General features: G+C 62.1%; 16 protein-coding genes. 9 read left to right on the plus strand and 7 right to left on the minus strand.

The features are described from left to right. Positions 1-25: 25 nt before the first annotated feature. The 4 genes from SMD31_RS20155 to SMD31_RS20170 are packed head-to-tail and all read left to right on the plus strand — an operon-like array spanning position 26 to position 4,412. Positions 26-1,174 carry an aminotransferase gene (locus tag SMD31_RS20155; RefSeq protein WP_320502733.1) on the plus strand — a complete coding sequence of 383 codons (1,149 nt, stop codon included), beginning with the start codon at positions 26-28 and terminating at the stop codon, positions 1,172-1,174. Positions 1,175-1,185: 11 nt separating this feature from the next. Beyond that, positions 1,186-1,488 (plus strand): hypothetical protein, encoded by a 303-nt coding sequence (locus tag SMD31_RS20160; RefSeq protein WP_320502734.1) that lies wholly within the window; start codon positions 1,186-1,188, stop codon positions 1,486-1,488. Between the two features lie 7 nt (positions 1,489-1,495). Beyond that, positions 1,496-3,715, plus strand: coding sequence for a N,N-dimethylformamidase beta subunit family domain-containing protein (locus tag SMD31_RS20165; protein WP_320502735.1), 2,220 nt, complete (start codon positions 1,496-1,498; stop codon positions 3,713-3,715). Between the two features lie 28 nt (positions 3,716-3,743). Further along, positions 3,744-4,412 (plus strand): DsbA family oxidoreductase, encoded by a 669-nt coding sequence (locus SMD31_RS20170; protein WP_320502736.1) that lies wholly within the window; start codon positions 3,744-3,746, stop codon positions 4,410-4,412. Positions 4,413-4,421: 9 nt separating this feature from the next. On the opposite strand, the gene mfd is transcribed toward SMD31_RS20170, so the two are convergent. Beyond that, complete coding sequence (mfd, locus tag SMD31_RS20175) at positions 4,422-7,901, minus strand: transcription-repair coupling factor (protein WP_320502737.1); 3,480 nt, start codon at positions 7,899-7,901, stop codon at positions 4,422-4,424. Beyond that, on the minus strand, positions 7,901-8,179 hold the full coding sequence (locus tag SMD31_RS20180) for an FAD assembly factor SdhE (protein ID WP_320502738.1): 279 nt from the start codon (positions 8,177-8,179) through the stop codon (positions 7,901-7,903). Before SMD31_RS20180 ends, mfd begins: the two co-directional genes overlap by 1 nt. Positions 8,180-8,254: 75 nt before the next feature. Between SMD31_RS20180 and recG the strand changes: the two genes are divergently transcribed. Beyond that, positions 8,255-10,336, plus strand: a complete 2,082-nt coding sequence (gene recG / locus SMD31_RS20185) for an ATP-dependent DNA helicase RecG (protein ID WP_320502739.1) — start codon at positions 8,255-8,257, stop codon at positions 10,334-10,336. Here recG and SMD31_RS20190 read toward each other — a convergent pair. Further along, positions 10,328-11,101 carry a DUF502 domain-containing protein gene (locus SMD31_RS20190; RefSeq protein WP_320502740.1) on the minus strand — a complete coding sequence of 258 codons (774 nt, stop codon included), beginning with the start codon at positions 11,099-11,101 and terminating at the stop codon, positions 10,328-10,330. The genes recG and SMD31_RS20190 overlap by 9 nt on opposite strands. 45 nt (positions 11,102-11,146) lie before the next feature. On the opposite strand from SMD31_RS20190, the gene SMD31_RS20195 reads away from it, so the two are divergent. Both SMD31_RS20195 and SMD31_RS20200 read left to right on the plus strand, forming a co-directional pair. After that, on the plus strand, positions 11,147-11,680 hold the full coding sequence (locus SMD31_RS20195; protein WP_320502741.1) for a PAS domain-containing protein: 534 nt from the start codon (positions 11,147-11,149) through the stop codon (positions 11,678-11,680). A 104-nt stretch (positions 11,681-11,784) separates the two neighbouring features. Next, on the plus strand, positions 11,785-12,537 hold the full coding sequence (locus tag SMD31_RS20200; RefSeq protein ID WP_320502742.1) for a tetratricopeptide repeat protein: 753 nt from the start codon (positions 11,785-11,787) through the stop codon (positions 12,535-12,537). A 3-nt stretch (positions 12,538-12,540) separates the two neighbouring features. Here SMD31_RS20200 and SMD31_RS20205 read toward each other — a convergent pair whose 3' ends face one another. Both SMD31_RS20205 and SMD31_RS20210 read right to left on the minus strand, forming a co-directional pair. Then, positions 12,541-13,152 carry a hypothetical protein gene (locus SMD31_RS20205; RefSeq protein ID WP_320502743.1) on the minus strand — a complete coding sequence of 204 codons (612 nt, stop codon included), beginning with the start codon at positions 13,150-13,152 and terminating at the stop codon, positions 12,541-12,543. A 73-nt stretch (positions 13,153-13,225) separates the two neighbouring features. Continuing rightward, positions 13,226-14,461: a D-alanyl-D-alanine carboxypeptidase family protein gene (locus SMD31_RS20210; protein WP_320502744.1), complete on the minus strand. Its 1,236-nt coding sequence runs from the start codon at positions 14,459-14,461 to the stop codon at positions 13,226-13,228. A 132-nt stretch (positions 14,462-14,593) separates the two neighbouring features. Here SMD31_RS20210 and SMD31_RS20215 point away from each other — a divergent pair, with 132 nt between their 5' ends. Together SMD31_RS20215 and SMD31_RS20220 are read left to right on the plus strand one after the other, a co-directional pair. Next, complete coding sequence (locus tag SMD31_RS20215) at positions 14,594-16,402, plus strand: tetratricopeptide repeat protein (RefSeq protein ID WP_320502745.1); 1,809 nt, start codon at positions 14,594-14,596, stop codon at positions 16,400-16,402. 21 nt (positions 16,403-16,423) lie between these two features. Beyond that, a complete protein-coding gene (locus SMD31_RS20220; protein ID WP_320502746.1) occupies positions 16,424-17,821 on the plus strand; it encodes an aminotransferase in 1,398 nt (465 codons plus the stop codon). On the opposite strand, the gene pbpC is transcribed toward SMD31_RS20220, so the two are convergent. Beyond that, positions 17,822-19,918 (minus strand): penicillin-binding protein 1C, encoded by a 2,097-nt coding sequence (gene pbpC / locus SMD31_RS20225; protein WP_320502747.1) that lies wholly within the window; start codon positions 19,916-19,918, stop codon positions 17,822-17,824. A 10-nt stretch (positions 19,919-19,928) separates the two neighbouring features. Further along, positions 19,929-25,136 carry an alpha-2-macroglobulin family protein gene (locus tag SMD31_RS20230; RefSeq protein ID WP_320502748.1) on the minus strand — a complete coding sequence of 1,736 codons (5,208 nt, stop codon included), beginning with the start codon at positions 25,134-25,136 and terminating at the stop codon, positions 19,929-19,931. Positions 25,137-25,296: the final 160 nt, after the last annotated feature.

The following is a 25,296-nucleotide window of genomic DNA, read 5'->3' on the forward strand; positions in this document are numbered from 1 at the left end:
GCCGCCTTTTGCTACGAGCGTTCCCATGAATCCGATCTTTGCCCAGGCCTCGACCAGCATTTTCGAAACCATGTCCCGGCTCGCCCGCCAACATGATGCTGTCAATCTGGGGCAAGGATTCCCTGATGATCCCGGGCCACTCGATGTCCGTGAAAAGGCCGCCGAAGCAGTGGTGAAAGGCTGGAACCAGTACCCACCGATGATGGGCATTCCAGAACTTCGCCAGGCAATCGCTCGCCACTACAAACGCTTCCACGCCCTCGATCTCGATTGGGAGAACGAGATCATGGTGACGTCCGGCGCGACGGAGGCTTTGGCGGGTTCATTGATGGCGCTGATCGAGCCCGGCGATGAAGTTGTGCTGTTCCAGCCGATGTACGACGCCTATCTGCCATTGGTGAAGCGCGCCGGCGGCGTACCCCGCTTCGTGTCCCTGAAGCCACCGCATTGGGGGCTGGACGAGGTGCAGCTGCAAACAGTCTTCAACGAGCGGACGCGTGTGGTGCTTCTCAATCATCCGCTGAACCCCACCGGCTCGGTCTTCTCGCGGGCCGACCTTGATCTGCTGGCCAAGTACATCGTCGCCCATGATTGCATCCTCATCTGTGACGAGGTCTGGGAGCATGTGCTGTTCTACAACGCGGCCTATGATCCGACCCTGACCTTGCCCGATCTGCGACGCCGGACGCTCAAGATCGGCTCGGCCGGCAAGATCTTCTCGTTGACTGGTTGGAAAGTCGGCTTCGTTTGCGCGACGCCTGAAATCCTCAAAGTGGTTGCAAAAGCTCATCAGTACATCACCTTCACGACGCCACCCAATCTGCAAGCGGCGGTGGCCTATGGCTTGGACAAGCCAGATGCGTATTTCATCGGCATGCGGAGCGACTTTCAGGCCGCGCAAGATCGCTTGGCCGCCGGCCTCACCGCACTTGGGTTCGATGTCATCCCCTCAAAGGCCACCTATTTTCTCAATATCGATCTCTCCAAGGGGCGCTTTGCTGGCATGGACGATGTCACCTTTGCGATGCGGTTGGTCGAGGAAGCAGGCGTCGCCTCGATCCCGGTCAGCGCCTTCTACGCCGAGCACCCCGTCACCAGCGTCGTCCGCTTCTGCTTTGCCAAGCGTTTCGAGACGCTCGATGAGGCCCTGCGCCGAATCAGCCGCTTCTGCTAGGATCATCGGCCATGTACGAGATCGATCCCAGCCGTACCGATCTGGCGCAGGAGTTCAAGCGCAAGCCGTTTGGACGCCACAGCGCCGAGCTGCAACGGGTGCTCAACCGGATGCGGTCGGAGCCGTTTGAAGGGCACTATGTCCTCCTGCGCGACAGCCGTTTTGGACCCTGGAAGCTGGCGCAGTTGGGACGCCGGCCGCAGGACCCGATGACCTTGACCGGCCACGTCTTCCAAGACCGCCTGGAGGCGGAATGGCAGGTCTTCAAGCTGCGCTGGAAACGCCTGACCGGCCACGACCTCCCTTTGGAATGAACCCAGCATGCTGAAGATCGTCGGCTATACGGATCGCCCGTCGGTGCGCCCAGGTGAGCGCCTCGATTTCAAGGTCTCTTGCGAGGATGGCGCGCGCGCATTCGATGCCCGCATTGTGCGCCTCATCTGCGGCGATGACGGCCCGACCAGTCCCGGCTACAAGGTGCTGCCGATCGAAGCCAAGGTGAATGGCAGCTATTCCGGCCGCAAGCAGGCGATCGATGTCGGGTCCTACATGCTGGCCAAGCAACCGGTCACGCTGCATGCCTCGGCCGGCTTTACCCTGGCCGCGATCATTCAGCCGCATTGGGTCGACAAGGAAGCACCACAAACGATCATTGCCTGCCATGACCTTGGGCATCCAGGTTCGATGCGCGGCGTTTCATTGGGGCTTGATCGCAGTGGTGCAGCGGCCGTGACGGTCGGCGATGGTCGCGGCCAGATCACGCTGGGAACCGGCCGACCCTTGCTGGCCAAGCGGTGGTACCTGATCGCCGCCAGCTATGACGCCACCGATCGCCGGCTCATCGTCATTCAGCGACCGCTCGACCGGCAGTTTGGTGAACCCGAGCACAGCGACGGTTCGGCCGTCATCCCGTTCACCCTGCCGGATATGACCCACGCCACCCTCACGGTCGGCGCAGCGCTTGTGCCGGGCATGGTCGACCGGCGCCAATCGCAATTGCACTTCGACGGCAAGATCGAAGCGCCGGCGCTCTATGCCGGCTACCTGGATCCGCTGCGCGTCAGTCACCCCAGTTGGGCGACGCAGCCTTGCATCGCACGATGGGATTTCAGCCGCGACATGGCTGCCCGCGTCATCCACGACCAGAGCGGCAACGGGATTGACGGTGAGTTGGTCAATCTGCCGACGCGTGCGGTGACGGGTTCCAATTGGCATAGCGAGACAACCAACTGGCGGGAACGACCGGAACTGTACGGTGCGATCCACTTTCATAGCGATGATCTCTATGACATGGGCTGGGCAACGGATTTTTCCTGGGACCTGCCAGGCGATCTTCCCAGCGGGATCTATGGCTGCGAACTGTCGACGCCGGACGGTGGCGAGGACGTGGTGCCTTTCTTCGTCCTGCCGCCTAAGGGTCGGAACACCGCCTCGGTCGCCCTGCTCGCTTCCACCTATACCTACCTCGCCTATGCCAATTCGCATCACGGCTATGAAGATGCCCTCTCCGAGGTCTGCTATGGTGCATTGCTTGAGCTCGGCCCGGCGGAGCAGTTCCTGAAGGAGCGGCGCGATTTCGGCATTTCGCTGTACGACCGGCATCGCGACGGTTCCGGATCAAGCTATTCGTCCTGGCTGCGTCCGATCCTCAACACCCGGCCAAAGCGCGCGATCTGGAATTTCAATGCGGATCTGCACATCACGGATTGGCTGCACGCGATCGGACAGCCCTACGACATCATCACCGACGACCGCATTCACGCCGAAGGCGCCGATCTGCTGAAGGGATATCGCTGCGTGATTGCCGGCACGCATCCCGAATACCACAGCACCCAGATGCTGGATGCGTTCGAGCGCTATCAGAAGGATGGCGGCAGGCTCATCTATCTCGGCGGCAATGGATTCTACTGGCGCATTGCCACCAATCCGGAATGGCCGGCAGCGATCGAGGTTCGCCGGGGCGAGTCCGGCACGCGCTGCTACGAACTGCCGCCCGGTGAGCGTTACCATGCCTTCACCGGCGAGTTTGGCGGCCTGTGGCGCAGCCAGGGCCGGGCGCCCCAGAAGATGTTCGGGGTCGGCTTCGTCACCGAGGGCTTCGATGCCAGCTCCTACTATACCCGCCTTGCCGACAGTTTCGATCCCCGCGCAGCCTTTATCTTCGACGGTATTGGCCCCACCGACCGGATCGGCGATTTCGGGATTCTTGGCGGTGCTGCTGGCCTGGAACTGGATGCCTCGGATCCGGAACTCGGCACACCGGCCCATGCGCTGATCCTGGCCAAATCGGTCGAGCATTCGAACACCTTCCTCCTGACGCCGGAAGAATTGCTGGCGGGCTTCCCGGGCCTTGATGCCATCGAGAGCGATCGCTGCCGTGCCGAACTCGTCTTCTTCGAAACACCGAGTGGCGGGGCGGCTTTTTCGACCGGGTCGATCGGCTGGGCCAGCGCGCTCAGCCACAACAAATATGATAACAATGTTTCCAGGATCACCCTGAATGTGCTGCGGCGCTTCCTGGATCCTGATGCCTTCGCTTAGGATTGCCGGTGCCCTTGCCAGATCGGCGATGAGCACTCACAATATCGCCATGCTGCTGGAAATATTCGCTGACACCGTCTGCCCCTGGTGCTTTATCGGCAAGCGCCGGCTGATGCGTGCGTTGGCCAATCGGCCGCAATCCGACCTCGTGATCCGCTGGCGTGCCTTCCAGCTGAACCCTGGCATGCCGATGGCCGGCATCGACCGCGCGCAATACATGACCGCCAAATTCGGTTCGCTCGAGCGGGCACAGCGGGTGTTCGACAGCGTGGCGCGGGTTGGCCGCAATGAAGGCATCGATTTTCAATTCGACCGCATCAAGCGCACGCCCAACACCTTACGCTCGCATCGCCTGCTGCAGGCAGCCGCGCGGATCGGGCGCGAGGCGGCCTTGCTCGACCGGCTTTACAATGCCTATTTCCTGGAAGGGATCGATATCGGCGATCCAGACAGGCTGGTGAGCCTTGCGGAGGAGATGGGGCTGCCGGGTGACATGGCGCATGCCGCGGTCGAAGGGATCCCCGAGATCGATCTGGCTTTGGCCGAGGATTTCCAGTCCCGCCGGCTCGGCATCACCGGCGTGCCCTATCTGATCTTCAACGGCCATTTCGGCTTGTCAGGCGCACAAGAGCCCGAGGTGCTCTATTCCATGTTCGACCTCGCTCGCGAGGACGACAAGGGCAAGCTGGCTTCGTAGTCTGCGCGTTTAGACCGCCATTTCGGCAAGCTTGTCCATCAGCTTGCGCACGCCGCTCACTCGCGCATCCGAATCCATCCAATCCTGGCGATAGACCAGCTTCTGGTCCGGGCGGACCGACATGATGTCGGCGCGCCTGGAAATGTAATCGATAAGACGATCCGGCTTGGCATAGCGGTTGTTGCGGAAGCTCAAGACCGCACCCTTTGGACCCGCCTCGATACGCTCGACTCCTGCCACGCGGCAGAGCCGCTTCACCGCCACGATCTTCAGGAGGTTCTCGACCTCGTTCGGAAAGGCGCCGAAGCGATCGATCATTTCTGCGGCGAAGGCATCCGCTTCCTGGTCGTTTTCCAGCCCAGCGATACGGCGATAGAGGCCGAGGCGGATCGAGAGATCCGTCACATAGCTCTCCGGAATCAGGACCGAAGTACCCAGATTGATCTGCGGTGCCCAGTCTTGCTTCTGCTGTGCCCGGAGATCACCGCGCGCCTCTGCAACAGCCTCCTCGAGCAATTGTTGATAAAGCTCGACACCAACCTCCCGCACCTGCCCGGATTGCTCCTCGCCCAGCAGATTGCCGGCGCCGCGAATATCGAGATCGTGGCTGGCGAGGGTGAAGCCGGCACCCAGTTGGTCCAGGGTCTGCATGACCTCGAGGCGTTTCTGCGCCGTCTCGGTGAGGTTCTTGTTCGGCACCGTCGTGAGGTAGCAATAGCCACGCAGCTTCGAGCGTCCGATCCGGCCGCGCAGCTGATAAAGCTGCGACAAACCCAGAATGTCGGCGCGGTGAATAATCATCGTGTTGGCGCTCGGGATATCGAGCCCGGATTCGATGATGTTCGTCGCCAACAGCATGTCGTAGGTGCGGTCATAGAAGGCCGTCATGGCGGCCTCCAATGCGGTCGCCGACATTTGCCCATGAGCGGTAACGATCTTCACCTCGGGGACCAGCTTGCGGATGCGCTCGGCGACCGTTTCCAGATCCTCGATGCGCGGGCAGACATAGAAGATCTGGCCGCCGCGGAACTGTTCACGCAGGATGGCTTCCCGGATGATGACCGGGTCGAAGGGCAGCACGAAGGTTCGTACCGCCAGACGATCGACCGGCGGTGTCGTAATCAGGCTCATCTCACGAATGCCGGTCAGCGCCAATTGCAGCGTTCGCGGGATCGGTGTCGCGGTCAGGGTCAGGACGTGAATGTCGCCGCGGAGTTCCTTCAGTCGTTCTTTCTGGCCAACGCCGAAATGCTGTTCCTCATCGACGATGAGCAGGCCTAGATCGGCAAACTCGATCGACTTCGACAACAGCGCATGCGTGCCGATGACGATATCGACCTTGCCCTCCTTGAGCGCTGCCTTGGTCTCCTTGGTTTCCTTGCTGCCGACCAGCCGCGACAACTGGCGCACCTGCACGGGAAGCCCGCGGAAACGTTCGCTGAAGGTGCGGAAATGCTGACGGCAGAGCAATGTCGTGGGCGTCACCACGGCCACCTGCTTGCCGCTCATGGCCGCAACGAAGGCAGCGCGAAGTGCCACCTCGGTCTTGCCGAAGCCGACATCGCCGCAGACCAGACGGTCCATCGGCTTGCCCGCCGCCATGTCGGTCAGGACATCGTCGATCGCGCGCTGTTGATCCTCCGTCTCGGCGAAGGCAAAGCGGGAGCAGAACTCGTCGAACAGGCCCGATGGCGCCTGCAGGGGATCACTTTCCCGGATCGCGCGCTGGGCAGCCACCTTCAGCAGATGGTTGGCGATGTCCTTGATCCGCTGCTTGACGCGCGCCTTGCGCGCCTGCCAAGCGGCGCCACCCAGCTTGTCGAGCTCGACCAGGGCGTCTTCACCGCCATAGCGGGTCAGCACATCGATATTCTCGACCGGAACGTAGAGCTTGTCATTGCCCGCGTAGATGAGGCGCAGGCAGTCATGCGGCGCGCCGCCGACATCCAGCGTTTCGAGCCCCTCATAGCGACCGACGCCATGATCGACATGTACGATGAAATCGCCCGCTGCGAAATTGGCAAGCTCGGCCAGAAAGGTCTCGGTCTTGCGCTTGCGGGCGACTGTGCGGGTGAGGCGATCGCCAAGGATATCCTGCTCGGTGACAACGAGCAGGTCGTCCGCCTTGTAACCCTGCTCCAGGCCCAGAACGGCCCGCCCGAGGGTGTCGCGGGGCCAGGCCATGAACTCGCCCAGGCTGCCAATCGCCACCTGCTTGGCAATGCCGTGCTCGCTCAGCAGATGGGCGATGCGTTCCACTGCACCCTGGCTGACGGCGGTGAGCAGCACGCGCTTGCCATCCGCCTGTTCGGCGCGGATTGCCTTGGCGGCAGCCTCGTAGACGTTGATATCGGGGTTGATGCGGGCCTCGGCAAAATTGAGGCCAGGCCCACCCATAGCGCGCAGATTGGTGTCGCTGCCCGTGCCGAAATGGTGAAAGGCGAACAGCGTATGGCGGCGGGCGAAATTTCGCCAATCGGCATCGGTCAGGTAAAGCTGATCGGGCGGCAGCGGCTTGTAGGCCGTGGCGCCTGACTCCCTGTCGGCGCGTTGCAGATCGCGCCTAGCAGCATAGAAATCGGCAATTGTATCGAGACGCGCGCGCTTGGCTTCATCTGCCTGGTGATCGAGCGTGATGACGCATTGTGGCAAATAGCTGTCGAGGCTGACCAGCGGCGTGCCGAACAGCGGCAGCCAGTGCTCCATGCCCGGATAGTGCCGACCGGCGCTGATCGCCTCGTAAAGCGGATCATCGGCGCCGCTGGAGCCGAAGGTCTGCCGATAGCCGGTCCGAAAGGCCTCGATGGCCGCCGGTGTCAATGTCACTTCATTGACCGGCTTGATCTCGAAACGCTCCAGCTTTTCCTGGCTGCGCTGGGTCAACGGATCGAACAGGCGAATGTCCTCGATCTCGTCGCCAAAGAAATCGATCCGCAGCGGCGCGTTGGTTCCCGGCGGATAGAGGTCAGCGATGCCACCACGCAGAGCAAACTCGCCTGGCTCCGTCACGGTCGCATTGCGCAAATAGCCATTGCCCATCAAATAGGCCGTCAGATCATCCTGCGAGAGGGTCTTGCCTCTGGCAAGATCCAGGCCGGCCTTGGTAAAGGCGGCCGCACCCGGGACTTTCTGCAACAGAGCGCCGACGGTTGTGACAACGATCGGGAGGGGCTTGCCGGCGGCGCCCGCTGCCGCCAGCGCGCTCAGCGTCTGAATGCGGGCCGCCAGAATATCCCGATGCGGCGATGACCGATCATAAGGCAGGCAGTCCCAGGCCGGGAAGGACAGCACTTCGAGATCGGGCGCCACGAATTTCAGCGCCTCGACCATTCGCGTCATGCGCAAGTCGTCGCGTGCGACATGCAGGACGCCATTCAGCGTCCGCGCACGCGCAATGCCAGCCACCAGCTGAGCGTCGTGGCCATCCGGAACGCCAGCGACGTCATGCCGGCCTGCCTCGGGGACGTCGAAAGGCAGTTTCTCCCGCATCACGCGCCCTCACCCAACAGGCGCTGGCGCCCAAAAGCGACAAGGCGCTGGGTCATCTCGCTTTGCAGGCGCGCCGGCAGGGGCTCGCGGCCGGACAGCCAATCATAGATATCGGGATCGATTTCACTCAGGAAAGCAGTCAAAACGCTCAACTCTTCGGCGCTCATGGTGGCAAGGTGGGCATCGGCGAAAGGCCCCAGGACCAGGTCAAGTTCCTTGGTGCCCCGGTGATGGCATTGGAACATCAGCTTTTTGCGCTGCCGCTCCAAATCCTCCATGCCGATACCCTTCCCTCTTTTACGTTTGGCGCATAGAATCGCGCCGTTTTCAGCTCCAGCCGAACCCGGATTCCCTTGCGCCCGCAAATCCTTTACCCGCTCTTTGCGTCGGTTACCAGCCTGCCCGGTATCGGGCCAAGGCTCGGGAAGCTGTTCGAAAAGCTGACCGGGCCAAGCGTCGTCGGTCTGCTCTGGCACCTGCCGACGGGCCTGGTGGAGCGCCAGCAGGAACCCGATATTCCAGACGTCGCCGACGGTGCCACGGTAACGCTGAAGGTACAGGTGACGGTGCATCTGGTGCCGCAGCGACCGCGTCAACCCTACCGCGTGTCTTGCGTGAACGATACCGGCGCTGTCGATTTGGTCTTCTTCAACCCGCGGGTCGATTACCTGAAGAACCTGCTGCCGCCAGGTGAGTGGCGCCTGGTTTCAGGACGGGTGGAGCGCTACGCCGGCGCGCTCAACATGGTTCATCCGGACTACATCCTGCCGCTTGAGCGCGCGGCTGAGATCAAGAAGATCGAGCCCACATACGGCCTCACGGCCGGTCTTACCCCCCGCTTGGTGCTGAAGGCCGTGGCCGCCGCCATCGAACGCGCGCCGGAGCCGCCGGAATGGATCGACGCCCACGTGATGAAGCGTCACCAATGGCCAAAATGGAAACCGGCTATCGAAACGATCCACCACCCAGCAAGCGGCGCGGATCTGGGGCCCGATACGCTGGCACGACAGCGTCTCGCCTATGACGAAGTCTTGGCAAGCCAAGTTGCTCTCGCGTTGGTACGCCAACACAACCGGCGCCTGGCCGGGCGGCCCTGCGTTGCGACAGGCGCCCTCACCTCAAGGGTCAAGGCCAAGCTCCCTTATGACCTCACCGCGTCGCAGCGACAAGCGATCGAGGAGATAGCGGCCGATATGGCGTCGCCGCAACGGATGCTCCGGCTGCTGCAGGGCGACGTCGGCAGCGGCAAGACCGTGGTGGCACTCTTTGCCATGCTGATCGCAGCGGAAGCCGGCGGACAAGCCGCCCTCCTCGCCCCGACGGACATTCTGGCGCGGCAGCATTTTGCCACTCTTGAGCCGATGTTGCGCGCGGCTGGCCTGCGCCTGGAGCTCTTGACGGGGCGCGACAAGGGCAAGGCACGCGAACGTATTGTCGAGGGTTTGGCCTCCGGCGAGATTCCGTTCGTGGTCGGCACACATGCGTTGGTGCAGGAGAGCGTCTCTTTCCATGACCTGCGCCTGGCGGTGGTTGATGAGCAGCATCGTTTCGGGGTGCAACAGCGCGTCGCCTTGTCGGACAAAGGCAAGGGCGTCGATTTGCTGGTCATGACGGCAACGCCGATCCCGCGGACGCTGATGCTGACCGCTTATGGCGACATCGATGTCTCCCGCCTCACGGAAAAACCGCCGGGGCGCCAGCCGATCGACACCCGCACCATCCCAATCGACCGTCTGGATGAAGTGGCTGGCGGTCTTCGCCGCGCGATCGCGCATGGCTCGCGCATTTATTGGGTCTGTCCGCTGGTCGATGAGTCCGAAGTCATCGATCTGGCCGCCGCCAGCGAACGTTATGAGATGTTGAAGAACATCTTCGGCCTGCGCGCGGGCCTGGTCCATGGTCAAATGAAGGCGGCCGACCGCGACAAGGCGATGGCGCAGTTCCAGGCGGGCGAGATCGATATCCTGGTCGCCACGACGGTCATTGAGGTTGGCGTCAATGTGCCGGAAGCGACCGTCATGGTGATCGAGCATGCCGAACGCTTCGGCCTGGCGCAGTTGCACCAGTTGCGCGGCCGTGTCGGTCGCGGTACAGGCAAATCGAGTTGCATTCTCCTCTATCAGACACCGTTGAGCGAGACGGCGAAATCGCGCCTCGCCATCATGCGCGATACCGAAGACGGCTTCCGCATTGCCGAGGAGGATCTGAAGTTGCGCGGCGCAGGTGAACTCCTCGGCACGCGCCAGAGCGGCCTGCAGGAGTTCCACATCGCCGATCTCGCCGCCCATGCCGATCTGATCCAGATTGCGCGCGACGATGCGCGCTTGGTACTCGAGATGGATCCCGAACTGGTCAGTGAACGCGGACTGGCCTTGCGCGTGTTGCTCTATCTGTTTGAAAAGGACGCGGTGGTGAAGACCATTCGCTCAGGGTGAGTTTCTCTTTTTCGGCAGGGCCTTGCCGGGTGCGACGATACCGCCCGAAACAACCAGTTTGATTCCGTCCTCGACCGACATGTCGAGATACTTCACATCCCTTTTCGGCACAAAGATGAGATAGCCGGAGGTCGGGTTCGGCGTGGTGGGCACAAAGACCGTAAGGGGCTCGTCGCCCACGGCAGCCTGCACCTCGGCCGGGGTGGTGCCCGTCACGAAGCCCAGGGTCCAGGCGCCGGGACGCGGAAATTCCACCAGGACGCAATCGCGAAAAGCTGCCGATTGGTTGGCCAACACCGTCTCGACGATCTGCTTTATGGCGCTGTAGATCGACCGAATGATGGGGAGGCGGTTGAGGATTGTTTCGATCAACTGGCGGGTCAGTCGCCCGAAGAGACCGGCGGTGATGGCACCGATGAGGGTCAGGACGATCAAGACGATGATCAAGCCGATCCCCGGGATCGAGAACGGCAGGTAGTTTTCCGGGTTGTATTCCGGGGGCACCAGCGGCAGGACGGTCTCGTCGACCCAATTGATGAACAGCCAGGCAATGTAGATTGTCAGGCTGACAGGCGCCGTGATCAGGATCCCGGCCAGGAAATAGTTGCGCAGCCGCGTCCCAAATCCCACGCCGTGTTTTTTGGGCAGCAGGTGTTCCGGCCCCTCCGGCGCGATGTTCGGGGGGGATTGAGTGTCGCTCATGATGTCCGGATACCTTCCTATGATGCTGGACTCTATCAAATAGAACTGGCCGGGTTCACGCAACTGGGGCAGAATCTGCGACAATTAATGGATGAACGACAGCACCATATGGCCGAACCGGATTGGATCGAGGGGCTGATCTGCTTCTGTGCGCGGGAGCAAATCGTCTCCCAGGTGATAGATGGCACGGAAGCGGCCTGGTCCAAACTGTGTCGCGGTCGTCCGTTCCCGGCTCGTGCCGACATCGACCCCTTGGACTTTCGCCAAGTGCTGCCCTACCTCTCGATCGTCGAATTGCACGAGCATCCGTTCCGCATCCGCTATCGGGTTCTCGGCACGGAGGTCGCGCGTTTTGCCGGCGAGGATTTCTCGGGAAAATGGCTCTCAGAAACCGGCTGGAGTCCGCTGCACCAGAAACTCAACCACATGATTTACGCACGGGCGCATGAAACGCGGAGGCCGGTCTTTGGCCTGTCGCAGGTCGATTGGCTTGATCGGAAAGACCACTTCTTTCCTTGGGGGCTCTTTCCCTTGGGTGAAGACGGCCGCGCGACGCATTGCTTGAGCGTCGACGATTTTACCAACATCGCAAGGCCCAGCGGTCTATTGCGTGAAAGCTCGCCAAAGGACGTACCCGAATGACGATGAGACTGCGTGGGCTCCTTGCAGTTGCCCTTCCGCTTATGCTGACGGCCGTCCAACCCGGTTGGGCGCAAAGCGCGGTTGATCCAGGATCGGCCGCGTTCATGCATGGCGATTATGCGACCGCGATGCAGGAATGGTGGAAAAAGGCCAAGACGGGCGATGCCGAGGCGATCAACAATATCGGCGTACTTTATAATAAAGGGCTGGGCGTCGATCGCGACCCGGCCAAGGCCGCCGAGTGGTACCAGCGCGCGGCGGATTTCGGCTATCCCAATGCGCAGTTCAATCTGGCCAACCTCTTTTATGCCGGCGAAGGCGTTGCCAAGGACGCCAAGCAGGCAGCCTATTGGTACCAGCAGGCCGCCGAGCGCGGCCATCTCGGCGCCCAATACTACCTTGGCCTCATGTACGAAGATGGCGAAGGTGTGCCGCAAGACCAGATGATGGCCCTCAAATGGATCGTCAAAGCCGCGGATGCCGGCAATGCCGCAGCACAATATGAGGTCGGCCGCATGCTGGTCACTGGCGATGGGTTGCAGCCGGATGCCAGGAAGGGCGCCGAATACGCACTAAAATCGGCCCAGGCGGGTAATTCCAAGGCAGCATTGCTGATGGCGCAGATCTACGAAGCCGGCAATGGCGCGGACAAGAACGATATCGAAGCGTATGTCTGGGCTCGCATTGCGCTCGAGCGGCTGAAGCCCGGCCAGGATTCGAAGAAAGCATCTGCGTTGGTTGACGATCTCGAGGGGCGCATGGAGCCAGGCGCCATCAAGGCGGCTGAGCGTGTCATCGCGATCCGCAATCCCAAGCCGGACGGTACCGCCCCGGCACAGTCCCCGGCCCCGCAATAGGCGTCAGGGATAAGTCGCGTTGGCGTAGATCTTTTCCAACTTGGCGATGGTCTCCGCCGTGCCCAGAGACTGGTCGCCGGCGACTGGTTTGGCGACCAGATCCACAGTCAGGACCGAAACGGCCCTGCCGGACGCCCAGCGCCGCTCGGAGCAGGGATAGCCGGCGTAAGGCCAGCCATACCCACCGTATCCATATCCATATGCATGGCGATGGCCATAGTAACCCAAGCCCGGTCCCCAGAATGGCGCCGCCATGCAATGGGGGTACGATTTGACGTCGATGTCGCTGTCGGTCTTCTCCGCAACCACGCGGAAAGCCGGCGCACCGCGCTCTGCGGCAATGCGGGCGGCGCGCAACAGGGCCAGATCGTGCACCTTGTCCTTTTCGGAAGAAATCCGCGCATCGCCCCGCGGATTGCTGCCGGACAGTTTCACCTCCGCCCCGCGATAGGTGATTTCAACCGTGTCGCCATCGACATCGCGATCGCTAAAACCGAAATTGCCGGCAACCGACAGAGGCTGCATGGCCGGGCGCGGTGGTGCAGGTGTGGTGCAGGCCGCCAGCAGCGCCAGACAAACGGTGGCAGACAAGGGGAGGATGCGATTGATCATCATGGCCGCAGTTTAACATCCTTGCCGATGGCCGGGTCCCTGCCGTCGCCAGTGTCAAAAAAATGTGATCAATCCATCAACGCCATTCGGCGTCAGGATTGGACAAAACAGCCGGGCTGAGCGCCAGGCAATACCCCTTTTCAGCCCAGACCTGCCTGCAAGCCTTACCGGCATCGGCCTGATCCAAACCAACCAACAGGGCGGAATATCGGGTGATGCCTTCCCAGGTGCGTTGGATGATCGCCGGGCGCCCTTTTTTGATGGTGCCTTTAAGTTTCGTTTTCATCGCGGCGACAGTGTTTTCGGCCATTGATTTCTTCGGAAAGGCACCGAATACGACCCCCCAGCCGGAAATGCGCGCCGTGCTGGTGATCGTCGAATTGCCTTCTTCAGCGACACGCTGGTCGCAATCCCCGCCTTTGAGGATGGTCGGCGGGGCTCCTTGCTCGTCGACCGATACTTTGATCGCCATGTCGCTCAATTTGGGTTGCCCCGTGCTCTCGGCCTTGAAGCCGGCATTGAGCAACTGCGTCATCAGCGCCGCGCGCTCGCCACGGCTGCCGGCACCCAGCACCACGCCGACGATCCGCCGGCCGTCACGCTTTGCCGACGCAACAAGGTTGTAACCCGAGCCGCAGGTGAACCCCGTCTTCATCCCGTCGGCACCCTGATAGGACGACAAAATGCCGTTCACCGTTGGCTTTGTACGGCCGGCGATGGTCACACTGCGATTGCCGAAGAAATGGTAATGCTCCGGATAGTTTTTCAGAATGTGCATCGCGAGTTCCGCCAAATCGCGGGCGGTGGTGACTTGGCCCGCATTCGGCAGGCCCGAGGCGTTCTTGAACTCGCTGCGGGTCATCCCGATGCGGTGCGCGGTATGGGTCATCATGCGGGCAAAATTCTCTTCGCTGCCGCCGATGGCTTCGGCAAGCGCCACCGCCGCATCATTCCCCGAAACGACGATCATCGCCGTAACAGCTTGTTCTACAGTAATCTTTTGTCCGACCTTGAGCCCAAACTTGGTCGGCGACTGCCCTGCGGCATTGGCGGAAACCGTGATCTTGTCGCTAAAATGGATTTGCCCTGCCTTGGCCGCCTCGAAGACCATGAAGGCTGTCATCATCTTGGTCAGCGAAGCCGGATACCACAGCGCATTGGCGCCATCGGCGCGCAGGACGGCGCCCGTGGTTACGTCGACCAGCACATTGACACTGCGTGCGGCGGCGGACCCCGCCGCAAAACCCATATTCAGAGCCAAAAAAATGGCCAGAATTGGCCAGGACAACGGCTTCAACGCCTTGCGCAACATACTTCCCTCGGCTCCGAAAATCGGGTTGGATGTTAAGACATGAGTCTGCGACGGGTGACAAGCCGTTTTAAGGATTGTCCGCTCATGCCGCGGCGCTATGGTGAGGAAATTCGAAGGCTTTTGGGGGTATCAGTGATCCGAATCACGCGCAATCTCATGGTCGGCGGCTGTTTGCGCCTTGCCATATCGGTCGGAGCGGTCGCCATGGCCGCCCTGCCCGCCTGGGCCGACTATCAGAGTGGGGTCGATGCCTATTACAAGGGCGATTTCCGGGCAGCCTACGACGCTTGGCTGCCCTTGGCCGAAGCCGGCGATGCTGTCGCCCAGAACAGCCTGGGCGCCCTCTATGACCACGGGCTCGGCGTCTCCGAGGACAATGCGGAAGCCGCGCGGTGGTACGAGATGGCGGCCCAACAGGGGCTGCCACTGGCCATGCGCAACCTTGGCAATCAGTATGCGACCGGTCATGGCGTGACCTATGACATCAACCTTGCGCAGCAGTGGTATGAAAAGGCGGCGGCACTGGGCGACCAGCAATCCGCCGCTCTGCTTGCGCATTTGCGACCGGCAACAACGCCGCCTGTGGATACCACCGCGACGGCGGCATTGCCCGCGTTCAGCGCGCCGACGACCACGGGCAATTTGGCCGAACCGATAGAGGGCAGTACAGCGGCAACGCAATCGGCCGACGCTCCCGATGCCGGCGATAGCACGCTGGTCATTCCCGATGCACCAGCTGCGGCCCCTGTCCCCGTTGCGCCGAGCAGCGATGCCCCCATCGCTCTGGACCTGGGCGGCAACACCTTGACCATGCCGGCGACATCGGAACCCGCAACACCAGCGCCAGCGCCAGCGGCGCCGGCAACCGTGGCGCAGGCAGCGCCGGCCCCGGTCCAGCAGGCATCCGTGACACCGATCCAGCCGACGGTGCCCCGTGCCGATGGCAATTGGCTGATCGGTCAATGGCAAGGTCCGTCCCTCGGCTGCCCGAAAGGCGGGGGCATCGAATTCACCGATGGTGAAACACTATCCTGGTTTGACGGGCAGGTTGCGGTGCGCCTTGCCGCCACCTACCAAGTGTCCGGCGACAACATCGTCGTCAACGCGACTGGCAGCGACGGTACGCCGCAACAATACACGTACCAGCGCAGCGGTCCCGACAAGATGATCATTGTCAACATTCCGCAATCCATGCCGAAATCGCTTCTTGGCATCGCCTATCGCCGTTGCGGCTCGGCGCCGAGTGTGACGCAGTCGGCGGCCGCCGCGCCAGCACCGGCCACGCCAGCGACGATGCCGATCATCGGCGGTGGCACTGGCGAAGCGCCGGTTCTGCCCGCCAGCACGCAGCCGGCAACACCGGCGGTACCGGATGTGGCCGCAACGACCGCCGTTCCAGCGCCTGCAGCTCCCGCCACAACTCCTGCTCCAGCGCCCGCCGCGAATGCAACGGGCACCGCCTCGCAATACTCGCTGAACGAACAGGCGAATTTGGGCAAGGGTGCCGCCGCCAGCGACGAGAAAGTGGCGTCGGGTTGGGCCGCTTTTGAACAGGGCAATTATCAGGAAGCCTTGACGATCTTCAAATCACAGGCGGAAGCTGGCAATACCAACATGCAGGTGCTGGTCGGCAACATGTATGATTACGGCCAGGGCGTTCCCCAGGACGACGTGCAGGCACTGCAATGGTATTTGATGGCTGCTTCGAAAGGCGACATCAAAGGCCAGTACCAGGCGGCGAACCTCTATTTTAGCAGCCCGACGGTGCCAAAGAACAATATCGAGGCCTATCGCTGGGCAAGCCTCGCGGCCAAGGGACCTGCCGGCGACCGCACAGCCATCTGGTCGCAGCAGATGCTCTCGGTCCTCACCGCCAACATGACCGAGGACGAGATTGACGAGGCGAAGTCTCTTGCAAAGAAGCCTTTGCAGACCAACTGACGTTCATCCCGGAGCCATTCCATGCTGCCCAATGTCGCTTTTGATGCGGCCGATCTGGCCGCCAAGGATCGCGCGCACCTCATTCACCCCTGGGTCGATCTGGGGCTGACCAAGGACGCCGATCCGCTGATCGTCTCGGCGGCGGAAGGCGCCTATGTCTACAACGTTCATGGGCAGAAGATGCTGGACGGCATCGGCGGCATGTGGTGCGTCAATGCCGGCTATGGCCGCGGCGAGATCGCGGATGCGATGGCCGAGCAAGCACGCCGCATGGCGTATTTCTCACCCTTCGGCATGATCGGCAACCCGCCCGCGATCGAATTTGCGGCGCGCCTCACGCAATACACGCCCGGTGATCTGAAGCACGTCTTCTTCACCACCGGCGGTTCGACGGCCGTCGATTCAGCTTTGCGCTTCGTGCATTTCTTCAACAACTTCCATGGCCGGAAGCAGAAGAAGCACATCATCACCCGCGAATACGCCTATCACGGCTCGACCTATCTGACGGCCTCCGTTTCAGGGAAGCCGGCCGACCGCGGCAACATGGATCTCGAGACCGGCTTCATCCATCACATCGCGCCCCCCAATCCCTATCGCCGCCCCGAGGGCATGTCTATCGAGGCCTTCTGCGATGCCAAGGTGAAGGATTTGGAGGACAAGATACTCGAACTCGGCCCGGACAAGGTTGCGGCCTTTATCGCCGAGCCCCTCCTCGCCTCAGGTGGCGTCATCGTGCCGCCGCCCGGCTACCAGCGCCGCACATGGGAAATTTGTCGCAAGTATGACGTGCTCTATATTTCCGACGAGGTCGTCACCGGTTTCGGCCGCCTCGGGCACATCTTCGCATCGAAGGAAGTCTTCGACATCGAGCCTGACATCATCACCAGCGCCAAGGGCCTGACCTCGGGCTACATTCCGTTGGGCGCCATGATCGTCTCCGATCGGCTTTATTCGACCCTGACCGACAAGGCCGGGCGCGGCCAGGTCTTCGCCAATGGCTATACCTATTCCGCGCATCCGGTTTCCTGCGCTGCCGGCATGGCCAATCTCGATATCTTCGAGCGCGAAGACATCTGCGGCCATGTCCGCAAGACCGGTCCCTACTTCCATCAGCGCCTTACAGAGCTTGCCGATATCGACATGGTCGGCGATGTGCGCGGCAGCCATTTCATGGTCTGCGTCGAATGCACCTCGGACAAGAAGAACAAGACCGTTCCGCCCGCCGAATGGAACGTCGGCAAGCGCATATTCGAGAAGTGCCAGGAGAAAGGCCTGCTGGCCCGACCGATGGGCCATCTGGTCGTCATGTCCCCGCCGCTCATCATCAATCGTGCCCAGATCGACACATCGGTCGATATCCTGCGCCAAGGCATTATCGAAGTGATGGACGATTTGAAGCGCGAAGGCCTCTGGAAGTAGCTATTTCAACCAGACTTCGGCACTGACGGATTTGCCGCCGGCGTCGATCACTGTGACGCGCTGCGCCCCCTTCCCGTCCGGATCCCATTGCGCCTGCCGCAGATAGGGCGGCGAGGTCACCGGCTTTCCGTTCACCAGCCAACGCAGCGGCAGGTTGCCGCCTTCCGCCTTCAGCACCAGTGGGACCGGTGTCTCGCTCTCGGGCAAGGGCACGGTCGACCCGTCCAACGGAAAAGCGATGCGCAGCCGATTCAGCGGCCGCTCGGCTGAACTGAGTGCCGGGCCGATATCATATCGCTTTAGATTGGCGGGGAGGCTTGTGTTGCCAACCAGCAAGGCGCCCTCGGGTGGCACCTGCGGCAACGCGCTGTCACTCGGCGGCAATTGGTCGAAGGCTTCGAACAGCAGGGGTGCCGCCGCATCGCGCCCCATGCGCCCGCCGGAGAATGAGCCATCCGGGCGACCCACCCAAATGCCGATGGTGTAATCGCGTGTGTAGCCGATTGCCCAAGCATCGCGATAGCCATAGGAGGTGCCGGTCTTGTAGGCGATGCGGCTGGCCTGGCGGCGGTTGGCACTGGCGAGCCAGCTTGCCGGTGGTGGCGTGTCTTCCAGAATGCGCGTGACGTAATAGCTGCCAAGCGGCCCGATGAGTGCTTTTGCCGCCGCTGCCGGCTGATCCCTGATGTAGCGCAACGCGCGCACCGTGCCCTGCTCGGAGAAGCCGGCATAGAGCGACACCATCTCTTCCAGCGAGACGCCGACGCCACCCAGCGCGATCGGCAGGCCCGGTCGCCCCGCCTCCTTAGGGAGGTGCAAAGGAAAGCCGGCATCCGCGAGCTTTTGGGCGAAGGGCGGCGCGCCGATAGCATCCATCAAGGTCACTGCCGGTAGATTGAGCGACAGCTGCAGCGCTTCGCGCGCCGATATCTCGCCGCGGAAAAGGTGGTCAAAGTTCTCCGGCGCCCATTCGCCGAACCGCATCGGCTGGTCGACCATGATGGTCTCTGGATGCACCACCAGTTCATCGAACGCCATGCCATAAATGAATGGCTTCAGCGCCGAGCCGGGAGAGCGGATGGCGCTGACCATGTCGATGGGCCCGAACTGGCGCCGGTCGAAATAGTTGGCCGAGCCGAGATAGGCCAGTACTCGGCGATCCTTGTTGCCGACAACCAGACCGGCGATGGTCGCCCCCGCCTCGAGCCCGACGGAGCGCCGGACCAGAAGGCGCTGTAAATTGCGCTGTAAATCGTGATCGATGGTGGTGTGGATGACGGCTTCACGCGGCATTTCCTGGCGCAGGCGCTCGGCAAGGTGCGGTGCATCGCTCAAGGCCGGCAGGCGGCGCGACGGAACCGCCTCGGCCACGGCCGCCTTGTAGCTCTGCGCGTCGATATCACCTTCGGCCAACAGGCGGGCCAGGACTTTGTCGCGCGCCCGTTTCGCCGCCTGCGGGAAGCGATCCGGGCGCAGTCTTTCCGGACTCTGCGGCAGCACGACAAGAAGGGCTGCCTCGGCCTCCGTCAGATGGCGCGGTTCCTTGCCAAAATAGCCGAGGCTCGCCGCGCGTATGCCTTCGAGATTGCCGCCATAGGGGGCAAGCGTCAGATAGATCTTGAGAACCCCCTCGCCGCCCAGCCGCCAGGTAAGCTGCAAGGCGCGCAGGGCCTCGATCGCCTTGGCCTGCACGCCGCGCGGCCGCGGCTCCAGCAGGCGCGCGGTCTGCATGGTCAGGGTCGACGCACCGGAAACGACCTCGCCAGCCACCAGGGCTTGGTAGCCCGCCCGCAGGACGGCCAGCGGATCGACACCCGGATGCCAGCCAAAGCGGCCGTCCTCGAACGTTTTCAAATAGCGCAAGAACTTTGGATCAATTTCGTCCGCCTGGGCCGGAAAGCGCCAGGCGCCATCGGCCGTTGCGAAGGCGCGCAAGACGCTGTCATCCGAGGCCAGGACCAATGTCGAATGATCCCGCAATCGCCCCATGAAGGGCGGATAGAGTGCGTCGGCCAGCAGTCCGCCCATCAACGCCAGCAGGGCAAGCCCGCCGGCGATGTGGGTGAGGATTTTCAGCCGACGGCGCCAGGGCGACATCGCTTTGCAATCAGTACGGCGCCACGGTCAGGGCGTCGCGACCGCCGCGCGCCCGGACTTCCGGTGCATACATGTCTTCGACCTGAACTGCCGGGACGGTGTAGGTGCCGGGCGTTACCGCGCGCACCATATAGGCAATGTTGAAATTGCCGCTGTCGTTGCCGACATAGACGTCCAAGGCGCCGATATACCGGTCATCCAGGAACTCGCTGTAGTTCAACGACGTCAGAGTCGGCAACCAGGAGAGATCGCCGGTTCGCCGTGTGTCGGTCAGCCGCTCGTTTTCGATCTCGAACCCCGCTGGCAGCAAATCGACCACCATGGCGCGGCGCTGCTCGTCGGCCTTGATCCTGCCGCTGATCACCGCGACCAGAACGTCGTTCTGGCGGACGTTCTTCAAATCCACCGGTTCGCCGGTCAGGGTATAGAAGACACGGTTGATCTCAAACCCGCTTTGCTCGGGCGGCAAATCGGCAATCGGCACGCCGGCCACCGTCGCCTTGGCATAGACCGGCTCCTTGCCCGTGTTGGTGAACACCGAACCCGCGCCAAGTTCTTGCGATGCCAGGTGCAGATAATAGGGCTTCGTCTGCTTGACCGCTGCCTGGGCATCGCGATCAATGCTGACTTCCGGCTGTGCTGTTGAGGTGGTCGCCTTCGCCGCCATCAGGATCCAAACCTCCTCCTGGGTGCTCAGATAGCCACGGCCGGCTTGCAGTGCCGCCAATGTATCCAGGTAGGTCGTGGGGTCGCGCCCCGGCAGCTTGGCTTCGGAAAGCAACGTGACGATGGCTGCGATATCGCGCAGGTCGGAACCGTAATCCATCAGATGCCGTCGCGCCCGATTGGCGGCAAGGAGAGCTGCGTCGAAGGCGGCATTGGCCCGGGCGACATCACCGTTCAGGGCCAGTGCCGCACCCAACTGGGCCAAGGCGAGACCGCTTGGCAACCGGTCGAGGTAATTGTCAGCAAGGTAGCGAAGGTCGCTAAGCTTTGCCTCCTTGGCCTTCGCCAGCACATAGACGGCATAGGCACGCGCAGCGAGGTTGTCTGCACTGTCGTTATTGAAGTCGGTCGCCACATAGCGCAGCCCGTCGAGGCCGTGACGGTAGGCAATATCCGAGACCTCATAGCCACGCGCCCGCGCCTGGGTCAGAAAGTCCATGGCGAAAGCAGATAACCAGTTTTCGGGCGGGCTGAAGCTGGTCCACAGGCCGAACAGGCCGTCGGGGCGCTGGCGTTCCAGGATACGGCCGATGGCGCCCTGCACTTCCTTGGGGTCGCTCTTGGCGTATTTGTTCTCCAGGCTCCAGATATCCGCCACCTCATTGGTGAACAGCAACGGGAAGGCGACGCTCGTGGTCTGCTCAAGGCAGCCATAGGGGTAGTGATAGAGATTAGCCAGCACGCTCTGCACATCGAGATTGGGATGCGGGCTGAAAGAGAGTCTCAAGTCCGACGTCTCGGGCAGGAAATCGGCCATTGCATTGGCCGAGATCTTGAGCGGGGCACCCGGCATCAGTCGCTGCGTCAGCGTCTGGCTGATCGCCGCCTGGCCAGGCCGGACCGGCAGGTTGATCTCGCGGGTGAGCGCGAAGCCGTCCGGCCCCTTCATGGTCATGGTCACATGCCCCTCGCCGACGGCGAGGCCCTGGATGCCTGTGCGCCAATCGTGGCTGGCGCCCTTGGCCAGCTCGATCTCCAAATGGGTTTCCCCAATGAGGCGCAGATTGTCGGTCGCCGTCAGGTCGACCTGATAGATGCCCGCAGCCCCCTCGACGTTCTGGATGGAGAGCGACACATTGCTGCTGTCGCCCGGGGCGAGAAAACGCGCCGCGGAGGCAAGCGCCACCACGGGATCACGCACGATCAGCGGGGCCTCGGCAGCACCCGTGTTCTGGTCGTCCCATGCGACCGCCATCAAACGCAGGCGGCCGTTGTAATCGGGGACTTCGAACTTGATCGTGGCCTTGCCTTCGGCATCAAGCTGGACGATTCCTGAGAACAGGGCGACCAGTTTGATCTCCTTCGGCGCGCCGCGCTTGGCAAGGCCTTCGCCATCACCACCACTGCGGATAGTGCCGCGCTTGCCTTCCTTGCCGTCGATCAGCTGACCGTAAAGATCGCGAATTTCGACGCCGAGGCGCCGCTTGCCGAAATAGTGGTCGATCGGATCGGGTGTCGCAAAATCAGTGAGCTGAAGGATGCCTTCATCCACCGCAGCCAGCGTGACATAGGCCGCCTTGCCAGCAAGATTGGCGACGGCGACCGGTATCTCGACCGATTGGCGCGGCTTCATCGTGTCTGGCACCGTCATCGATACCTGCAGCGTCCGCGGCTTCGGATCAATGGCGAGCCAGGTCAGGCCAATCGCACGGCCGGGACCATGCTCGTTCCCCTTGCCGGCACGATAGGCATTGACCAGCACATAGGCGCCGGCACCCCATTTCTTGTCGACGGGAATGCTGATCGTCTTGCCGTCCTTGGGCACGGAGACACTGAAGCTGTCGATGACGTGGTCGGTCGCAATCGTCACCTGCGCCTCGCCGGCAAAGGGCGCGCTGAGGCGCAGTTCCGCCTTGTCGCCAGCCTGGTAAAGGTCCTGGTCTGCAACGACCTGCATCTTGTCGGGCGTGCCGCCGGTACCGGGCGCGGACCACCAGCCGGCGTAGAAGCGAACCGAACTGGCAGTACCCGTTGCTGGATCGAACACTTCAAGGCGATAGCGGCCCCAATCCACCTGCAGACTGAGCTTGGCCGGCTGGTCAGCCGCCACGCTCACAGTCCCGGTTGAGGATTCCGCATCGCGGACGATGTAGTCATAGTCCCAGCGATTTTCGCGGTAGTACCAAACGTAATCCCAGTCCTCGCGCACCAGGCGATAGGAAAGATTCGACTGCGCCCTGGTCTTGCCGTCACGACCCACGGCAAGTACCTCGAACTCCGCTTGCGATCCCTGCTGGGTCTGGTCGTCGGCAAACAGCGGCTTGATGCCGAGATAAAGTTCTTTGTCGCGGATCGACTTGGTCAACGTCTCAATGACCGGACGACCGCCGAATTCATAGACCTCGACCCGCAAGGTCGCCGCCAGCGGCACTTGCGCGTCCGGTACCGTGTCGAAAGACATATCCAGTTCGAGATGGCCCTGATCATCGGTGGCGGTGTCGTCATAGGTGAGGCGCTCGGCCTCGACCTTTTCGTCTGCCAGGCCGAAGCGGTAACCCGGCTGGTCCGGGAACGGATTGGGGTCGGCCGCGATCACCACTTCGCTCTTCACCGGCAAGTTAGCGGCCGGCGCACCATAGAGATACTTGGCGTCAATCTGCACCGGCAGCGGCGCCGGCGGCGTCAACACGTCGGCAGCCGCCGTCAGCTTGGCTTCAATGCGCGCCGGCACGACGTCCTCGACCAGGAACTGGGTGCTGGCGAGTGCGTCCCCTTCGGGATCGAGATAGGCCTCAAGCGTCCAGGGACCGGTGCGAGCCGAACTCGGCAGGTCGACATCGACGCTGTAGCCACCGCCTGTATCCGCCACATCGACATAGCGCTTGGCTTCGATACCGTCTGGCCGCAGGAGCCGGAAGGTGAGCTTCTGGTCCTTCAGCGCAACAGCGGCCGGATCACGCGATAGTGCCATCACATGCGCCGTTTCGCCAGGTCGGTAAACACCCCGGTCGGTATAGAAAAAGATGTCGATGTCCTGCGGCATGGTGCGACCGCCGACGCCGCGGTCGGAAAGGTCAAAGGCCGGGCCGCTGATATCGAGAAAGCTGAAATCGCCGTCGCGGCGGAAGGCCATCACCGCCGTGGCCGTGCGGCCACCGGCACCCCGCAAAAGGCCCGGATCGAAATGCGCCATGCCGGCGGTATCGGTGAGGACCTTCCCCAACACCTCGTTGTTGCGGGCGATGAGGCGCAGTTCCAGCCGATGCATCGGTCGGCCGGTTTCGAGCGACCGCGCCTGAACATCAAGACCATCTGTCCCGCTGAAGGCGGTGAGGCCGACATCGGACACGACCAGCCATTGCGTCGCCTGCGGTTGCCAGCGCCATGAATAATCGTCCTGACTGTCCTCATCGGCCGCATTGTGGGCCATCAGGATGTAGATGCCTGGCTTGGTATCCGGTACGACCTCATCGATCGGAAACGCCGTGACAACCCGCTTGTTGCGGTCGTTGGCAATATCCATTTCGCCGATCCAAATCTCTTCACCGGATTTGTCGGCGATGCTTTCGCGGTCATATTCCTCGAGGTTGTTGAGGAAGCGGCCGTCATAGAGTTCGTTGACAAGGTTGCGATCGTTGATGCGCATCAGCCGTAACTTGGCCTTGTCGACATTGACCGTGATCAGGGGCACGCCCGTGCTGCCGATCTTGGGCAGCACATAAGCCTGATTGCGGAAGCCGACACTCGGCGCACGGTCGCCGACCGCAAACGCCCATTCTTCATTCTCGCTGAGCTTCTGCTCGTCAAGTGCCGGCAGGCCCTTCAGTACCGTAATCTTGTACGACTGGCCGAAGGCGAGATTGCCGACGCAGAGCTGTGAGCCGGCAACGCGATAGGTTGCCTTCACTTCCGGTTCGACGCGGACATAGTCCTCGTATTTGACAACGTCCGGCGTCGCCAGATCGCCGCGGAACTCAAGGCAGGCCTCGGGCGTCTCGCCGTCGGTATTGAGCTTGGTCGTGGTCAGCGAAAAGGCGAGCATCTGCCGGATCTGCTCCGCGCGGTTGGCTGCCTGCTCGTCATAATAATACCGCTGCGCCTGTTCGTAGGCCGCAAGCGCCAGGCGCTTTTCATCGAGATTGTCGAATTGCTTGGCCACCATGTTCATGGAGGAAGCCTGCAACTCATACTGATCGGTCTCGACAAAGGCCCGGTAGGCCGCGAGTGCCGACTTGCGCTTTTCGCCTGCACCATCCAGCAGGTTGGCCAGCGTGAACCAGCTGTCGTAGCTTTCATCGCCAAGCCCGATCGCCCGCGCCCGCAGGGCGGCAGCCTCCTTGAAACGGCGCGCATCCGCCTCGGATTTCGATTGCTGAATCAAGACGTCGATGCGGCGCGGATCCTCGCCCTTCGCTGCCGCGATGATCTCGGCGCGATAGGTCGCGGCCTCTTTCGCGATGTCGGTGAGATCGAGGGCCTTGGCGGATTGTGGGACGAGGAATTGAAGGACGAGGAAAAGAAGGAAACCGAGCCGGGTGATGGGCGCGCGCATGTCAATGTTCCCGCATGAACGAGTTTGGCTGTTGACCCTAGTCGACGTCAGATGGTCGAAGCCCCGATCCGATTTGCCCGTCCCGCAAATCCATAGCGATCAATTATAGCGTCGACGAAGCGATTTGATACATGATGATTGCGACAGGATTTGGGCGTCG

It is taken from the genome of Dongia rigui, assembly GCF_034044635.1.
Lineage (GTDB): Bacteria > Pseudomonadota > Alphaproteobacteria > Dongiales > Dongiaceae > Dongia > Dongia rigui.

Excerpts from the sequence above, each read along its gene's own strand:
- SMD31_RS20205 (WP_320502743.1), bottom strand. The coding sequence starts at position 13,152 with ATGATGATCAATCGCATCCTCCCCTTGTCTGCCACCGTTTGTCTGGCG.
- SMD31_RS20180 (WP_320502738.1), bottom strand. The coding sequence starts at position 8,179 with ATGGAGGATTTGGAGCGGCAGCGCAAAAAGCTGATGTTCCAATGCCAT.
- SMD31_RS20170 (WP_320502736.1), top strand. The coding sequence starts at position 3,744 with ATGAGCACTCACAATATCGCCATGCTGCTGGAAATATTCGCTGACACC.
- SMD31_RS20155 (WP_320502733.1), top strand. The coding sequence starts at position 26 with ATGAATCCGATCTTTGCCCAGGCCTCGACCAGCATTTTCGAAACCATG.
- SMD31_RS20220 (WP_320502746.1), top strand. The coding sequence starts at position 16,424 with ATGCTGCCCAATGTCGCTTTTGATGCGGCCGATCTGGCCGCCAAGGAT.
- SMD31_RS20195 (WP_320502741.1), top strand. The coding sequence starts at position 11,147 with ATGGCCGAACCGGATTGGATCGAGGGGCTGATCTGCTTCTGTGCGCGG.
- SMD31_RS20165 (WP_320502735.1), top strand. The coding sequence starts at position 1,496 with ATGCTGAAGATCGTCGGCTATACGGATCGCCCGTCGGTGCGCCCAGGT.
- SMD31_RS20160 (WP_320502734.1), top strand. The coding sequence starts at position 1,186 with ATGTACGAGATCGATCCCAGCCGTACCGATCTGGCGCAGGAGTTCAAG.
- SMD31_RS20200 (WP_320502742.1), top strand. The coding sequence starts at position 11,785 with ATGCATGGCGATTATGCGACCGCGATGCAGGAATGGTGGAAAAAGGCC.
- mfd (WP_320502737.1), bottom strand. The coding sequence starts at position 7,901 with ATGCGGGAGAAACTGCCTTTCGACGTCCCCGAGGCAGGCCGGCATGAC.
- SMD31_RS20210 (WP_320502744.1), bottom strand. The coding sequence starts at position 14,461 with ATGTTGCGCAAGGCGTTGAAGCCGTTGTCCTGGCCAATTCTGGCCATT.
- SMD31_RS20230 (WP_320502748.1), bottom strand. The coding sequence starts at position 25,136 with ATGCGCGCGCCCATCACCCGGCTCGGTTTCCTTCTTTTCCTCGTCCTT.
- pbpC (WP_320502747.1), bottom strand. The coding sequence starts at position 19,918 with ATGTCGCCCTGGCGCCGTCGGCTGAAAATCCTCACCCACATCGCCGGC.